This window comes from Achromobacter pulmonis, from assembly GCF_021733725.1.
Taxonomy (GTDB): Bacteria; Pseudomonadota; Gammaproteobacteria; order Burkholderiales; family Burkholderiaceae_B; genus Achromobacter; species Achromobacter pulmonis.
On sequence record NZ_JAIFOT010000001.1, the window covers coordinates 3,643,084 to 3,658,979 of the forward strand.

Here is a 15,896-nt window from a genome sequence, read left to right on the forward strand (position 1 = left end):
CTATGGCACTGCCGGTCTCGTCGTCCCGGTCTATCCGGCTCAAGGGGAGGGCCCCAGGCCGGTTTATTTTGCGGCTGCGTCAGCGTGATCCGCCCTGCGCACTGCGACTGCGTTGGTAATGCAGGGGCCCGCCCGTGAACGGCGCGAACCCGGTCCCAAAAATCACGCCGGCATCCGCCAGATCGGCGTCGGCCACCACGCCGGCTTCGACCCGCTCGCGGGTGGCGTCCACCAGCGGCTGGATCAGGCGCTCGGCCAGGCCGGCCGGGGCGCGCGCGCCGGCCTGGCCGTCCTTGACCGGCTTGCCGTCGCGCCAGGTGTAGAAGCCGCGGCCGCTCTTCTTGCCCAGGTCGCCGCGCGCCAGTCTTTCGGTCAGGCAGCGCGGCGGCTCGGCGGCGCCGGCCAGTTGCTGGCCCGCCGCAAGGGCGATGTCCAGGCCGACGGTGTCGGCCAGCTCCAGCGGCCCCATCGGCATGCCGAAATCCACCATTGCTGCATCCACGGTGGCGGGAGTGAGTCCCTCATCGATATTTCGCATGGCCAGCAGCATATACGGAGCGAGCACCGCATTGACGAGGAAACCGGGTGCGTTATGCACCGGTAGGGGCAATTTTCGGACTTGTCCTATGAAGGCGCAGGCGCGCGCCAGCGTGTCCGCGGCGGTGCCGTCGGTATGCACCGCTTCCACCAGCGGCATCTTGGCCACGGGGTTGAAGAAGTGGATGCCGACCAGCCGTTCGGGCCGGGCCAGCCCGGCGCTCAGTGTTTCCAGCGACAGGCTGGAGGTGTTGGTGGCCAGCAGCGCGTCGGCCTTCATGCGCGGCTCCAGCGACTGGTACAGGCCGCGCTTGGCTTCGGGCTGCTCGCTGATGGCTTCGATCACCACGTCGGCCAGCGGCACGCCGTCGCCGGCCGGGTCGGGCACCAGCCGGTCGAAGGCGGCGCGGGCCGCGCGCCGGTCTTTCAGGCGACGCGAGAACAAGGCCGCAGCGCGCTTGATGGCGGGGGCGATGCGGGTCATGTCCTGGTCCTGCAAGGTCACGGTCAGGCCCTGGAGCGCGCACCAGGCGGCGATGTCGCCGCCCATCACGCCGGCGCCGACCACATGCACGTGGCGCACCGGGGCGATGCCGGCCTGGCGGCCGTTGGCCTTGAGGCGTTCCTGCAGCCGGAACACGCGCAGCAGGTTGCGGGCGGTGTCCGAGGCGATGATGGCGTCGATCAGCGCCGGTGCCTGCAAGGCATTGCCGCCATGCTTTTCCCAGATATCGATGATGGCCGGGGCGGCCGGGTAATGGCCGAGCGGGTCCTTGGCCGCGACCTGCTTGCGGGCGCGCTTGGCGGCGACCGCCTTGAGCGGCCAGCGGTTCAGCCAGGCGCCCAGGCCACGCGCGCGGCGTGGCGGCTTGCCCGACAGCACCAGGCCGCGCGCCGCCGCCTGCAGCAGGCGGGTCGGCACGCGCGCGTCCACCAGGCCCAGCGCGGCCGCGCGGCGCGCATCGGCGCCGCGCCCGGTCAGCATCATGTCGAGCGCGGCCGGCGCGCCGACCACGGCGGGCAGGCGCAGCATGCCGCCCCAGCCGGGAAAAATGCCCAGCATGACTTCCGGCAGCGCCAGCGAGGCGTCGGGCGCGTCTTCCACCAGCCGGTAGCGGCAAGCCAGCGCCAGCTCCAGGCCGCCGCCCAGGCAATGGCCCTGGATCAGCGCCAGTGTCGGGTAGCGCACCGCCGCCAGGCGGTTGAACAGATTCCAGCCGCGCGCCACCAGGGCGCGGCCCTGCTCCGGCGTGTTCAGTTCGGCGAATTCGTTGACGTCGGCGCCGACGATGAAGCCGGTGGTCTTGCCCGAGCGGATCACCAGGCCCTTGGGCGGCTGCGCGTCGAGCGCGTCCAGCACCGTGGCCAGTTCCGCCATGGTGTCGGCCGACAGCGCGTTGACCGCGCTGCCGGCGCGGTCGAACGTCAGCCAGGCCAGGCCGTCGGCGTCGCGCTCCAGGCGCCAGTGAGAGAGCGTGTCGAGCGTGTTCATTGGCGGTCCTCGTCCAGCGTTTCGACCAGCATCGCGCCGCCCAGGCCGCCGCCGATGCAGATGGCGGCCATGCCGCGCCGCGCGCCGCGGCGCTTGAGCGCCTCCAGCAGGTGCAGCACGATGCGGGCGCCCGAGGCGCCCACCGGATGGCCGATGGCGATGGCGCCGCCGTCCACGTTCAGGCGGGCCGGGTCGAGCGCGCCCCAGGCGGGCGTGCCGAAGTGTTCCTGGCAATAGGCCTCGTCCTGCCAGGCCGCCAGGCAGCCCAGCACTTGGGCGGCGAAGGCTTCGTTGATCTCCCACAAGTCCAGGTCATTCAGGCCCAGGCCGTGGCGTTGCAGGATCGGGGTGGCGGCGTGGACCGGACCCAGGCCCATCATGGCCGGGTCGAGGCCGGCCCACTGGCTGTCGACGATGCGGCCCAGCGGACGCAGGTTCCAGCGTTGCACCGCTTCCTCGGAGGCCAGCACCAGCATGGCGGCGCCGTCGGTGACCTGCGAGCTGTTGCCGGCGGTGATGTTGCCCCAGGGCTTGTCGAACACCGGCTTGAGCCTGGCCAGCTTTTCGGGCGTGGAATCCTCGCGCACGCCGTCGTCGTCCGGGTACAGCTTGCCCTGCGTGTCGATCAGCGGCGTGATTTCCGTGAAGGCGCCGTTGGCGCGTCCGGCCAGGGCGCGCGCATGGCTTTGCGCGGCATAGGCGTCCATGGCCTGGCGGCTGATGCCGAAGCGGGTGGCGACGTTTTCGGCGGTCTGGCCCATCGACAGGCCGACCACCGGGTCGGTCAGGCCCTTGAGCAGGCCGATGACGGGCGCCAGATGGCGCGGCCGCAGGCGGCGCAGGGTGGCCAGTTTGGCGCCCAGGCCGCGGGCCGCATACCAACTGGCCAGCCAGCGCACCATGTCGTCCGAGAACAGCACCGGCGCATGCGACAGGGCGTCGGTGCCGCCGGCCAGCACCAGCTGCGAGCGTCCGGTCTGGATGTTGGCGATGGCGGAATCCAGGGCTTGCATGCCCGAGGCGCAATTGCGCATTACGGTCCAGCCGGGCACCTTGTTGCCGCAGCCCAGCCGCAGCGCGATCACGCGGCCGATGTTGACCTCGTCGGCCGAGGGCGCGGCGCAGCCGACGATGACTTCGTCCAGCTCGGTGGGGGCGTAGGGCTGGCGCAGCAACAGGCCGCGGCCGGCCTGCACGGCCAGGTCGCCGGCGGCGAACGGGCCGGGGCCCGAGCGCGCCTTCAGGAAGGGGGTGCGGGCGCCGTCGACCACATATACCGGTTTGAATGCCATCCGATCTCCTTGGTGTGTGGACGGGGCTCAGGCCGCCTTGCGTTCGCCGGCCGGCTTGACCGCGCCGGTGATGCCCAGGTCAAAGGGGAAGTCATCCACTTTCACCACGATGTCGCGCAAGTCGTTGCGGCGCTTGACCACCGCATATTCTTCGGCGGTGATGCCGCCAGCGGCATGGACGGCATCGGCCAGGTCGCGCACGTTGGCCTGCGGGTTGCCATCGAGCGTGCCGCGCTTCTCGAACTCGCGGATCTTCGATTCGATCGGTTCGGCTTCGAGCGTGGCGGCCAGCGCCTGCTCGATCGCGCCGACCGGTTCGTCGGCGCTGGCGGGCACATGGCAACCGGCGGTCAGGCGATCGCGCGCCGCGCCGGGGTTGATGAGCAGGCGCGCCACCTCCTGGCCCAGTTGGTCGGACGGCAGCGACTGCGGCCGGCCCCAGGGGAAGACGATGCGGCGCAGGCCCCACGCCACCAGCCGGTTGGGGTAATTTTCCAGCACGCCGTCGATGGCGTCCTGCAGGCGGTACAGCGCATCCTGCACCGACCAGTGCGCCAGCGGCGCGTCGGCGCGCTGGCGGCCCTCGTCCTCGAAGCGCTTGAGCGCGGCGCTGGCCAGGTACATCTGCGACAGAATGTCGCCCAGGCGCGCCGACAGGCGTTCGCGGCGCTTGAGGCTGCCGCCCAGCACCAGCATCGAGGTGTCGGCCAGCAGGGCGAAGGCGGCCGAATAGCGGCTCAGCAGCTGGTAGTAGCGCTTCATTTCGGGCGCGACGTCGGCGTCGACGCCGATGAAACGGCCGCCGGTCAGGGCGGTGCCCAGCGCGCGCAGCTTGTTGCGCGCGACGAAGCCGACGTGGCCCCAGAAGGCGCGGTCGAAATCGTCCAGGCCTTGCTTGCGGTCGGGCGACTGGGCGGCGCGCATCTCGGCCAGCACATAGGGATGGCAGCGGATCGCGCCCTGGCCGAAGATGATCAGGCTGCGCGTCAGGATGTTGGCGCCTTCCACGGTGATGCCGATGGGAATCTGCTGGTAGGCGCGGCCCAGGAAGTTGGACGGGCCCAGGCAGATGCCCTTGCCGCCGATGACGTCCATGCCGTCGTTGACCACTTGGCGGGCGCGTTCGGTGACGTGGTATTTGACGATGGCCGAGACCACCGAAGGCTTCTCGCCCAGGTCGACGGCGCCGGCGGTCATGCCGCGCGCGGCGTCCATCATGTAGGTGTGGCCGCCGATGCGGGCCAGGGCTTCCTCGACGCCCTCGAACTTGCCGACCGGGGTGCGGAACTGGCTGCGCACGCGGGCGTAGCCGCCGACGGCGCGCGCGGTCAGCTTGGCCATGCCGGTGTTGGACGACGGCAGGGAAATCGAGCGGCCGGCCGCCAGGCATTCCATCAGCATGCGCCAGCCCTGGCCGGCCATGGCCGGGCCGCCGATGATGAAGTCCAGCGGCATGAAGACGTCCTGGCCGCGGGTCGGGCCGTTCATGAACATGGCGTTCAGCGGAAAGTGGCGGCGGCCGGTGTCCACGCCCGGGTGGTCGTGCGGCACCAGCGCGCAGGTGATGCCCAGGTCTTTCACGCTGCCCAGCAGGCCGTCCGGGTCGTACAGGCGGAAGGCCAGGCCCAGCAGCGTGCAGACCGGCGCCAGCGTGATGTAGCGCTTGTCCCAGCTGACACGCATGCCGATCACTTCGCGGCCCTGCCATTCGCCCTTGCAGACGATGCCGCTGTCGGGGATGGCGGCGGCGTCGGAACCGGCCCACGGGCTGGTCAGCGCGAACGCCGGCACTTCCTCGCCGCGCGCCAGGCGCGGCAGGTAGTGGTTCTTCTGTTCATCGGTGCCGTAGTGCAACAGCAGCTCGGCGGGGCCGAGCGAGTTGGGCACCATCACCGAGACCGCCAGCGCCGATGAGCGCGTCGACAGCTTGGTCACGATCTCGGAATGCGCGTAGGCCGAGAACGCCAGGCCGCCGTATTCCTTGGGGATGATCATGCCGAGAAAGCCGTTGCGCTTGAGATAGTCCCAGACCTCGGCGGGCAGGTCCAAGCGCTCCTGCGAGATGTTCCAGTCGTCGACCATGCGGCAGGCCTCTTCGGCCTGGTGGTCGAGGAAATGCCGTTCTGCGTCGGTCAGGCGCGGACGCGGATAGGCCAGCAGGCGCTTCCAGTCGGGGCGGCCGCGGAACAGCTCGCCTTCCCACCAGACCGTGCCAGCCTCGAGCGCATCGCGCTCGGTGTCCGACATCTGCGGCAGCACCTTGCGGTAGAGATTGAAGATCGGCGCCGACAGCAAGGCCCGCCTGACGGGCCGCACGCCGAGCAGCACGGCGGCCAGCAGCGCGATGACGACCAGCGCGACGATGACTGCATTCATTTTCCTTGTCTCCTTTTTCGAATTCTCAGGAACTGCCGCACCGCACTGACCCCGGGGCGCGCGCCCTAGGTGGCGGGATGCTGCGGCAGGGGAGCGCGCAGGCCGCCGAGCAGGAAGCTCATCAGGCGGGGCAGCAGCAGCTCGGGGTTGTCGGGTTGCTCGGCCTCGTCGACCGTCCAGCCGGTCACCGAGCGCAGCAGGTCGGTGCCGATGATGGCGTAAGAGGTGGCGCCGAGCATGAACTGGAAACGCCACACGATCTCGGCGCGCGGCACATCGGGCAGCGCGGCGAAGAGGGCGTTGCGATACCGATCGAGCACGTCGGCGTATTCCTCGGCGAACAGCGCGCGGATAAAGCCGGTGGGGTTGGTCATGGTGCGTTCGAGCAGCGGCAGGAACGTGCTGCCGGCCTGCGCCGGATCGGCCGCCAGCCGCAGCAGCGTGCCGAAGAACGCATCGACGATCTGCGACGGCTTGAGCGGCTTGCCCTGGGCCTGTGCTTCGAGTTCGTCCAGCAGGCGCAGGCGTTCGCGGTTCAGGACTTCCAGCCGCCGCTTGAGCACGGCCTGGACCAGCGATTCCTTGGAACCGAAGTGATAGTTGACCGACGCCAGGTTGACACCCGCCGCGCCGGTGATCTGGCGCATGGACGTGCCGTCGTGGCCCTGCTGTGCGAACAGGGCTTCGGCGGTGTCCAGGATCGATTCGCGGGTGTTGGAGGATCTGAGTTCTTGCATTTGGGTGAAATCAAACGTTCGTTTGAAAGCAGTATGCACGTCCCGGTGCCAGGATTCGATAGTGGTTATCCCTAGCCGGTACGCGTGAATCCCGAGACGTTCCGGACGAGCCCTTCGTTCCTTTGCACGAAGGCTCGCGCCGTTGGCCGAGAAAAAGGCGGACGCCTCGTCCAAACGGCGCTACGCCGTTTGTCCTCGGACGAGCGCCCTAGATTGAAAGCCGTCTGGAAAGCCGCGCCGAAACGCCGCAGTATCAGCGCGAGGACTTGAAACCGTGGCACCGTGGATGCGCCTGGCGAGCCCCATCGCCGTTCCGGTGCCGCAGGCCATTGCGCCCTGACACAGGAGCAGGAGATATGAAAACCTACCGAGTGGGGCTGTTGCTGGACGGGACCGACCAGCCCGGGTGGATCCACGACATGGTCGAGTGGCTCGCGCGCAGCCAGGACTACGACATGGCCGCCTTGCTGGTGATGGAGAAGACCGGCACTGAACCACGGCTGGGCGCCAAGGCGCTGTTCGGCACCCTGTCGCGGCTGGAGTCGCGCCTGTTGCCGCCGCGGCAGCGGCAGATGCTGGCCTGCCGCGACCTGCGCGATGGCTTGCCGGCAGCGGTGCCGCTGCTGCGCCTGCCGGCCGATCCGGGCGATGCCGGCCGTGACGACGGCGTCGCGGCGCTGGGGCTGGACCTGGTGATCATGCTGGGGGCGCGGCCGCTGGTGCCGCCGCTGCGCGCGCGCATGGCGGATTGGGCCAGGCTCGGCATATGGCAGCTGAGCTATTCCGATATCGCGGTGTCGACCAGCCGCTACGCCGGGTTCTGGGAGGTCTACCAGCGCGAGGACCATACCACCGTCAAGCTGTGGCGGGTGGGGGCGAGCGTGGAGCAGGATGCGCTGCTGGACCAGCGCAGTTTCAACACGGAGGTGTTCTGGCTGAAGAACCAGACGCGCGCCTTCAGCCTCGGCAATTTCATGGTTTACGACGCCTTGCTGGCGCTGGCGCGGGCGCGCCCGGGCGCGGCGCCGCCCGGCATGCAGATCATGAGCGGCCAGCGCCGCGACGATCCGGCCGAATGGGACAGCGCCGCCTATATCGCGCGCCAGGCCTGGTTAATGGGTGATTTGATTGTGCGCCGCGTCATGGGGCGCAATGTGCGTTGGCGGATAGGGATGTTTCCATCGGCCCGGCAGCAGGCGGTGGTGTCCGAGGCCATGGTATTGCAGCCGCCCAAGGGTCGATTCTTCGCGGATCCCTTTGTATATACGCACGGCAATAATCCATATATATTTTTCGAGGATTACGATTTTAATTCCCGCAAAGGCACGATTTCGGTCGCAACCTTTGAGGATGGGGCTTTCCGGCTGTTGGGGACCGCTCTGAGCCTACCCTATCATTTATCGTTTCCTTATATATTCGAGTACGAAGGCGTTACCTACATGGTGCCGGAAACCTGTGGGAATCGCAGCATAGAATTATGGAAATGCACCGAATTCCCGTTGAAATGGGAATTGGAAATGACGTTGATGACCGATGTTTCGGCGGTCGATACGATTATATTCAAGCGCGGTGAATACTGGTGGCTGTTAACCAATATCGATCGCACGGATGGCCAGAGCCACTGCGACGAATTATTCGCCTTTTTCGCCGATTCGCCGCGCTCGAAGCAGTGGACGCCGCACGCCTGCAACCCCATCGTGCGCAACCCGATGCGGGCCCGCAACGCCGGCATCATTGTCTCTCCTGCGGGAGAGGTGATCCGCTGCGCGCAGTACCAAGGCTTCTGCCACTACGGCAAGGGCGTTTCGCTCAACCGCATCGAAGAGCTGTCGCCTTCGACCTACGTCGAGACCGATGGCGAAATTCACTACGCCAGTTTCCTGAGAAAACGCCATGCTTCAATGCACCATTGGCATCATCAGGGGGGGCATACGGTATTTGACTTCGCCTATATGGAGTAAATGACGCCGTAGTGATAGAAAATAAAAATGTTACCTATATTGCGATTACGGCTTTCTTGTCCGGGCTTAATGTGTCGCTGGAAACATATAGACAAGCCTGTACGTCAATCCGGCCTATCCTTGCAGTCCCCTGCAGCCCTCGGGCTGGGCGTGGTCATGCCTGGCCGCGGACGGGTTCCGGCCCATGCCGTGCGCGCGGCCGCTGCCGCCGCGGTAGGACGGCGCGATGCTCCAGAGGGGGGCTCGGTAAAAACCCTAGCGGATGAAAGGATGATGGCACCCTCTCATCCGGATTTAGGAGACGGGTTTAAGGCTAACGAATGATTTCTGTTTTTGTCGGATTATATCAATTGCAAGTGTCTTGATTTTGCGAAATTCGAACCATAAGATGAGTTCATGCCATCCGTTATGTTGGCTACGAAAGTCCCCAGCCCAAATGGCCCGGTACGGCTTCATTAGATATTCCGGGATATTGCGGAACACCCGCGCAGGGTTGGAAAAAAAATAGTCTTCAGCACAGCGAAGATCCCTTCTAGGCCTGTCGAACTACCGGGAGGACACCATGGCCAAGATGGTCCTGATTGAAGCTCATCCGCTCTTGCGGCTGGGGTTATGGCAGATTCTGAGCAAGTTGGACGATGTGTGGGAAATCGAGGGAATGGGGTTGGCCGACGTCTCCAAGGCCAGTGGCGCGCATGCGGGCGCCGATCTCCTGATCTACGGCCTGCCGGTGGACAGCGAGGAAGCCTGGAGCACGCTGCACGAGATCCAGCGTGAATTGAGTCCCAAGCGGATCCTGCTGCTGACCGATGTCATGCCGCTGCCGATGCCGGTGCAGGGTTTGCCGGGCGCCAGTGTCTTTGGCTGCCTGATGAAGACGGCATCGGTCGAGATCCTGGAAGCGGCGATACGCCTGGTCATGGCCGGCGGACAGTGTTTCCCGAGCGAGCAGGCATTGCAGGCTCCGGCGCAGGCCAGTTGCGCCTTGCCCGCGCGTGACCTGGACGATGGCGCGAGCAAGGCCTCCATGCCGGTCAGCGCCGGCGCCCAGCTGTTGCAGATCACCCCGCGCCAATACGAAGTGCTGGTGTTGCTGGCGCGCGGCTATCCCATCAAGACGGTCAGCCGGATGCTGAATATTTCGGTCGCGACCGCCAAGACGCATGCCTGCACCCTTTATCAGCGCCTGCATGTCAAGAACAAGGGCGAAGCCGTGTATGCGGCGCTGCAGCGGGGCGCCACGCTGGAATGGCATGAGCCGAACGGCCGCGAAGCCGAGGCCGGACAGCTCTACGGCCGCAAGCTGGGCTAGGGGCGGGGGGGCCGGCCCGGCCATCCCGCCTAGGGCATACTCACTGCGTCATCGACGGTCGCCGTGCCGCAGCATTCCTCCACCAATCATCCTCCTGCACGAGATTCAGCGAACGTAGCCGCTGATAGCATGGGTTGTGTCCGCAAGCATGGTTGAGATGGCGCATCACAATGCGCGCCAGCATGATGCCAAGCGGCGGACGAGATTCCCGTGAGCCTGGCCAGGCGCAGGAACCGCCGTTGCCGCCGAGCGCAGCCGTGCCATGGGAACCGTGTCTGGACCCAGCGTCACAAGGTTCCCCCCGGGATGACAACCGTTCTAATCGAAGACTACGCTCTGCTTCGTGTCGCCATCCAGCATGTGCTGGAGCGTGTGCGGAACGCCGAGGACATTCTGGCGATCTCGCCAGCCCATCTCGTCAACATGCAAGGTTCGATCAACCGGCCAGTGGAATTGCTGGTGGTTGGCTGCAGCGGCGTGGCCGAACCCGACATCGGTCTGCTGTCGCAGGCGATGGCGCTGTTCATGCCGCGGCTGGTGCTGGCGCTGTACTCGGTGCTGGACCAGAACGTGATGGCCGCTTGCGCCCGTGCCGGCGTGGCCGGCTATCTGCCCAAGGCGTCCAGCCCTGACGCGCTGGCCGCCGCTGTCAGCCTGGTGCTGGCGGGCGGGGAATGCTATCCGCAACCGTCGCCCAGGGTACTGGCCGCCTCTCAGGCGCCGCTGCAGGAATTGCGCGAGCTGACGCAACGGCAGGAGGAAATCCTGCAGCTGTTGGTGCAGGGCAAGACCATGCGCGAGATCGGCCAGCAGGTGGGGATTTCAGTGGCCACGGTGAAGAGCCACGCCCGGACCCTGTACTGGAAGCTGAACGCGCGCAACCAGGCCGAGGCGGCCTATATCGCGGTGCAGATGGGGTTGGTGCGTGGGGGCGCGGCTGCGCACACGGTCAAGGGCGACGAGAAATGAGGCGACGTGGCCGCCGGCGCCGGCGGCCGCCGGGCATCGCGGCGGCGTCAGCGGCGGGCGCCGCGCCGGGCTGGGGTCGCGCCGGTGGCGGCGGCGTCTGGTTGCGCCACCGCGGCGAATTCGCGTTCGGCGGCGGCCAGCACCGTGTCGATATGCAGGTGATCGAGCGCATAGCGCCGCGCCGCGGCGCCCAGCGTCTCACGGATCTGCGGATGGCTGGCCAGCTTGCGCACCGCCTCGGCCATGGCGGCGGCGTCTTCGGGCGGGGTCGCCAGTCCGCAGCGCGCCACCACGCCGGCCAGTTCGGTGCCGCGCGCGGCCCCGCACACCACCGGGCGGCCGCTGGCCAGCATGCCGGTCAGCTTGGACGGCATGACCAGGTCCGCCGCGCCGGCGCGCTGCGGCAGCAGGTGGATGTCAGCGGTGTTCAGCAGCGCGCCCAGCCGTTCGGCCGGCTGCAAGTCCAGGAAGCGCACCCGCGCCAGGCCTTGGCAGCGCGCCTGCAAGGGCGCGCGTTCCGGCCCCTGGCCGCAGAACACGAACCAGAGCGCCTGCTCGCGTTCGAGCAGGCGGGCCACCTCGGCCAGCGTCTGCAAGCCCTGCTTGCCGCCCATATTGCCCGAATACAGCGCCACCACCGCGTCAGCGGGAATGCCGAGTTCGGCGCGCAGATCGCCATCGCGGCCGGGCGCGATGGCCTCGACGTCGATCCAGTTGGGCAGCAGCACCGCGCGCGCCGGGTCCACGCCCTTGTACAAGGCCAGATCGAGCATGCGGCCGGAGATGGTCGAGACGCGGTCGAAACGCCGCATCAGCCAGCGTTCCGCACGGCGCACGGCGGCGCGCAGCCCGTTGCCCTTGAGCAGGCCCAGGTCGAACGCCGCGTCCACTTCGTAGTCCTGGATGTGCAGCCAGGCGCGCGCGCCGCACAGGCGCGCGGCCAGCCAGGCCGCCGGCGCGCAGAACAGGGCCGGCTCGACCACCACGATCAGATCGGGGCGGCCGGCCGCGGCGCGCAGCAGCGACGGCAGGCTCGATAGCGCGAAACTCGCCAGATGCAGCAGGCGCTTGGCGCCGCCGGGCCGGGCCGGCACCCACAGCGGCGCGCGCCGCACGTCGACGCCGGCGCGTGTCTCGCGCTGGTAGCGGCCGGCGCGATAGCCGTCGTGCACGCGCCATTGCGGGTAATAGGGCGGCGCGGTGACGACGCTGACCTGATGGCCGCGCGCGGCCAGCCATTCGGCCAGCTCGGCGCTGTATTTGCCGATGCCGGTCAGCTCTGGCGCGTAATTGATGCCATACAGGAGGATCTTCATGCCGGCGGCGCCACGCGGGGGCGGACGGGGCGGCAGGGATTGCCGTGGCACACCATGGCGGGCGGCAGGCTGCGGAACACCGAGCTGCGCGCGCCGACCACGGCTTCGCGTCCGACCGTGACGCCGGGGCCGATGAAGACATCGGTGGCGACCCAGGCGCCGTCCTCGATGCGCACGGCGCGTTCGCGCAGCGGGAAATCGGGCTGCGCGGGGTCATGGTCGGCGGCGCACAGGTAGCTGCGCTGCGACACCACGGCATGCGCGCCAATGTGGATCGGCCCGAGGCTGTAGACCACCGCGTCGTCGCCGATCCAGGCATAGTCGCCGATCGTCACCTTCCAGGGATAGGTAACCGTGGCGCTGGGCCGGATCAGCACCTTGCGGCCGACCTGGGCGCCGAAGCGGCGCAGCAGCCAGCGCCGGAAGCCGTACGCCACTTGTGGCGACCAGCGGAACAGCGAACCCTGCACCAGCCACCACAATTGCACCATCAACGCCGAACGGCCGCGCTGGCCGGGCGCGACGGAGAATTGGTCGAGCCGCTGCAGGGCGCTCATTTGGCCGCTCCGCTCAGGGCGTCGTCGCGCGCCGGATCCGCGGCCAGGCGCGCCTGGCGGAGTTCTTCGGTCTTGATGCGGATCTGCCAGTAATACATGGCGCGCGCCACCGCGTAGTCGAAGCCGGCGCGGCCATCGAGAAAGCCCAGGCGCAGCAGGTAGGAATGCAGGAATGCGACCGGCGCCTTGAACGGCATGGCCTGGAACAGGCGCTTGAGCAGGGCGCGCGCGCCCACGTTGGCCTCGCGCGGGTCGTTCATCAGGCCCTTGGTGCGCAGATTGGCTTCCCAGTCGGAATAGCGATTGTGCTTGTCGAAGTAGTGATAGAGCGAGTCGTGGTCGTTGTGTACCATGCGCTCGCGCAGCGCGAAGGTCTCGCCCTGCACCTGCGGTTGGTAGTGGCCTTCGACTTCCCACATGTGGGCCACGTCCAGGTCGTCGTAGTCCAGGAAGCGCGAGCGTTCGCGCGCCAGCAGCGCCAGCTTGTAGACGCGATGGCCGTGACGCAGCTTGCGGCCGCAGAACACGTAGTCGAACGGCACGAAGGCGCCGCCGGCGCCGGCGGCAAAGCGCGGCAGGGCGGCGCGGATCTCGGCGGCCAGTTCCGGCGTCATTTCCTCGTCGGCGTCGACGTACAGCACCACCGGGTGGCTGAACGGCAGTTGTTCCAGGCACCACTGCTTCTTCTTCGGATACTTGCCGTTCCAGCTGAAGGTGCTGACCTTGGCGCCGAGCGCGGTGGCCATGGCGCAGGTCGCGTCGGTGCTGTTGGAGTCGACCACGAAGACCTCGTCGAAGTCGGCCAGCGCCTTCAGGCACTTGGCGATATTGCGTTCCTCATTCTTGGTCATGACGACAACGGATACCGGTATCTTGGACATGATGCTTTCCTGTTCAGGACGCGCCGCGCCGCATCAGCGGCTGGAACAAGTCGATGACGTCGCGGCAATGCCGCTCCAGTGAAAAGGCGTCGGCGCGCGCCGGGCCTTCGGCCGCGAGGCGTTCGCGCATCTTGCCGTCGTAGGCCAGCCGGCGCACCGCCGCCGCCAGGGCGGCGGCGTCGCCCACCGGCACCAGCACGCCATAGCGGCCGGCGTCGAGGATTTCGGCGGGGCCGTGCGGACAATCGGTGGAAATGACCGGCACGCCCAGGCACAGCGCCTCGACCAGCACATTGCCGAAGCTTTCGCGCACCGAGGTCAGGGCGAAGGCGCCGGCGCCGGCAATCACGGGAAACGGGTTGTCGATGTGGCCGGCCAGGGTGACCGGACTGCGCGAGGGGCGCGCATCGATGCGCCTTTGCAGGGCGCCGTGCTCCGAGCCTTCGCCCAGGATGGTGAAGCGGATGCCGGGATCGTCCAGCAGCGCGGCGGCGTCGATCAGGGTGGCATAGTCCTTGACGGCCTCCAGGCGGCCCACCGCGACCACGTGGTAGGGCGCGCCGGCCGGGGCCGGGGCTGGGGCCGCGCCGCCCACGCTCTGCTCGCGCACGTCATCCAGCGGCACCCCGTTGTAGATGGTGCGCACCTTGCCGCGCAAAGGCGGGAACATGCTGACCAGGTCTTCCTTGACGCCGCGCGAGACGCCGACGACAGCGTCGTGGCGGCGGTAGGTCTGGCTCACCAGCCAGCATTTCAGGTGCCGCATGCGCGAGGCGCCGTAGTGAATGGCCGGGCTGCTGTGCTCGAAGGCGACGGTGGCGAAGTCGCCGCGCAATACCTTCTTGGCCAGCACCACCAGCATGTTGCACAGCAGCCCGTGCGAGCAGACAATGGCCGGCCGTTCGCGGCGGATCTGCGCCAGCAGGCGCGCGAACGCCAGCGGCAGCCGCAGCCGCAGGGCGGTCGGCGATTCGATCACCGGCAGCGCCCGGGTCACGCGCGGATTGGCGACGGGGTATTCGCGGTTGCGCGAGCGCAGCAGGAACAGCGAGGCTTCGACGCCCCGCTCGGGCAAGGCGTCGGCGATGAAGGCGACACATCTTCCCACGCCGCCGTGCAGGTCGGGCGCGACGAACAGGACATCAGGCATGTGGCAGTACTCGCGATGACCGCCGGCGCGCGGTGTCCGGACGGGGGCTGGGCGCCGCGGACGCGGGCGCGGGCGTGGGCACGGGCATGGCCCGGGCATTGCGGATGAGCGACAGGCAATAACACAACAGAAAGCCGGTAAAGGCGGTCTTGGGGGCATAAGCCAGGCCGCCGGACAGCGAATCGATGAAGATATAGATCGGCGCCGTGGCCAGCAGGTAGCGTCGGTGCAGTTCCAGGCCAGGATGGGTGTAGCGCCGCGCCAGCGACAGCAGCAGGATCAGCAGGGGCGGCAGCATGATCATCACCGTGCCGACGATGCCGAACTTCATCAGGTAGAACGCCCAGGAGTTGTGCGCGAAGGTACTCAGTTCGAAACCGTTCTCGCCCATCACCCAGCTGCGAAAGCCTGCGCCCTTGCCGAACACCGGACTTTCCGCGAACGAGTCCATCTGCCCCTGCATCTCCTGGATGCGGGCGCCGTAGCTGGAGTCCTCGTCGAGCCGCTCGACGCTGAAGATGCGGTTGCTCAGCACATCCAGATAGCCGATGCTGGCGAACACCAGCACTCCGGCCACAGCCGCCGGGGCGAAGATCAGCACCACCCGGCGGCGGATCTCCGGACCCGAGGCCAGCATCACGGCCAGCAGCACCGACACCATCAGCTGCAGGTACTGGCTGCGGTTCAGCGAGAACACCAGCGCCAGCAGCATATAGACCGTGAGCGCGTAGGCCTTGGGGCCGGAGACGTTGAGTGTCTTGCGGAAGTACAGCAGCGACACCACCCCGAAGGGAATCGCCCAGACGCCCAGGCGCACGTTGCGCAGTGGATTGGCCACGCTGAAGCCCTGCAGTTGCTCCAGCAGCATCAGTGTGGCCACGGCCAGGCAGGCCGCCACGATGTACTTCTGCAGCACCGCGTAGGCGGCCGGGCTATCGATATCCTTGTAGCAAAGGAAAGGCACGCTCAGGAAGTAGAAGACGATGCGCAGGTCACGCGCCACGTCGCCGCTTTCGATGCCGGGATGGTGCAGCGACACCAGCAGCAGGTACACCACCGACAGCACCTGCATGCCCAGCAGCATACCGAGCGCGCCGCGCGGCAGGGCATAGGCGGCTGGCTCGGCCAGCCGCAGGGCCTTGACCGCCAGGATGGCCACGAACAGCACATCGAAGGGCGACAGTTTGAAACTGCCCACCCCCAGGATGAAGTGGTCGTCGTTCAGCGCCAGCGCGGTGAATGCGAACAGTCCCAGCAGGTGCAGCGTGGAAAGGCGGCGGTGCGGATACATGGCGGCTCCGGGGCAGGGAAGGCGG

12 protein-coding genes are annotated in these 15,896 nt (G+C 67.7%); 3 read left to right on the forward strand and 9 right to left on the reverse strand.

Annotation, left to right across the window (positions count from 1 at the left end):
* Window positions 1-79: 79 nt before the first annotated feature.
* From K2W61_RS16925 to K2W61_RS16940, 4 genes are all read right to left on the reverse strand, one after another.
* Window positions 80-2,029 carry a 3-hydroxyacyl-CoA dehydrogenase NAD-binding domain-containing protein gene (locus K2W61_RS16925; protein ID WP_236756119.1) on the reverse strand — a complete coding sequence of 650 codons (1,950 nt, stop codon included), beginning with the start codon at window positions 2,027-2,029 and terminating at the stop codon, window positions 80-82.
* A complete protein-coding gene (locus K2W61_RS16930; RefSeq protein WP_236756120.1) occupies window positions 2,026-3,321 on the reverse strand; it encodes an acetyl-CoA C-acetyltransferase in 1,296 nt (431 codons plus the stop codon). The genes K2W61_RS16925 and K2W61_RS16930 overlap by 4 nt, the downstream gene beginning before the upstream one ends.
* Window positions 3,322-3,348: 27 nt before the next feature.
* A complete protein-coding gene (locus tag K2W61_RS16935) occupies window positions 3,349-5,697 on the reverse strand; it encodes an acyl-CoA dehydrogenase (RefSeq protein ID WP_236756121.1) in 2,349 nt (782 codons plus the stop codon).
* 65 nt (window positions 5,698-5,762) lie between these two features.
* A complete protein-coding gene (locus K2W61_RS16940; RefSeq protein ID WP_175135900.1) occupies window positions 5,763-6,434 on the reverse strand; it encodes a TetR/AcrR family transcriptional regulator in 672 nt (223 codons plus the stop codon).
* Window positions 6,435-6,790: 356 nt separating this feature from the next.
* Between K2W61_RS16940 and K2W61_RS16945 the strand changes: the two genes are divergently transcribed.
* From K2W61_RS16945 to K2W61_RS16955, 3 genes are all read left to right on the forward strand, one after another.
* The gene (locus K2W61_RS16945) at window positions 6,791-8,395 is read left to right on the forward strand and encodes a glucosamine inositolphosphorylceramide transferase family protein (protein ID WP_236756122.1); all 1,605 of its coding nucleotides are present in this window, start codon (window positions 6,791-6,793) and stop codon (window positions 8,393-8,395) included.
* Between the two features lie 562 nt (window positions 8,396-8,957).
* Complete coding sequence (locus K2W61_RS16950) at window positions 8,958-9,707, forward strand: response regulator transcription factor (protein WP_175135901.1); 750 nt, start codon at window positions 8,958-8,960, stop codon at window positions 9,705-9,707.
* Between the two features lie 306 nt (window positions 9,708-10,013).
* Window positions 10,014-10,676 carry a response regulator transcription factor gene (locus K2W61_RS16955; RefSeq protein WP_175135902.1) on the forward strand — a complete coding sequence of 221 codons (663 nt, stop codon included), beginning with the start codon at window positions 10,014-10,016 and terminating at the stop codon, window positions 10,674-10,676.
* 47 nt (window positions 10,677-10,723) lie between these two features.
* On the opposite strand, the gene K2W61_RS16960 is transcribed toward K2W61_RS16955, so the two are convergent.
* From K2W61_RS16960 to K2W61_RS16980, 5 genes are read right to left on the reverse strand one after another with little or no spacing between them, the layout of a single operon-like run.
* The gene (locus K2W61_RS16960; RefSeq protein ID WP_175135510.1) at window positions 10,724-11,992 is read right to left on the reverse strand and encodes a glycosyltransferase WbuB; all 1,269 of its coding nucleotides are present in this window, start codon (window positions 11,990-11,992) and stop codon (window positions 10,724-10,726) included.
* A complete protein-coding gene (locus tag K2W61_RS16965) occupies window positions 11,989-12,549 on the reverse strand; it encodes a putative colanic acid biosynthesis acetyltransferase (RefSeq protein ID WP_175135511.1) in 561 nt (186 codons plus the stop codon). Before K2W61_RS16965 ends, K2W61_RS16960 begins: the two co-directional genes overlap by 4 nt.
* On the reverse strand, window positions 12,546-13,430 hold the full coding sequence (locus K2W61_RS16970; protein ID WP_175135512.1) for a glycosyltransferase family 2 protein: 885 nt from the start codon (window positions 13,428-13,430) through the stop codon (window positions 12,546-12,548). The genes K2W61_RS16965 and K2W61_RS16970 overlap by 4 nt, the downstream gene beginning before the upstream one ends.
* A 13-nt stretch (window positions 13,431-13,443) precedes the next feature.
* Window positions 13,444-14,580, reverse strand: a complete 1,137-nt coding sequence (locus K2W61_RS16975; RefSeq protein ID WP_236756123.1) for a glycosyltransferase — start codon at window positions 14,578-14,580, stop codon at window positions 13,444-13,446.
* Window positions 14,573-15,871 (reverse strand): O-antigen ligase family protein, encoded by a 1,299-nt coding sequence (locus K2W61_RS16980; protein WP_175135514.1) that lies wholly within the window; start codon window positions 15,869-15,871, stop codon window positions 14,573-14,575. The genes K2W61_RS16975 and K2W61_RS16980 overlap by 8 nt, the downstream gene beginning before the upstream one ends.
* Window positions 15,872-15,896: the final 25 nt, after the last annotated feature.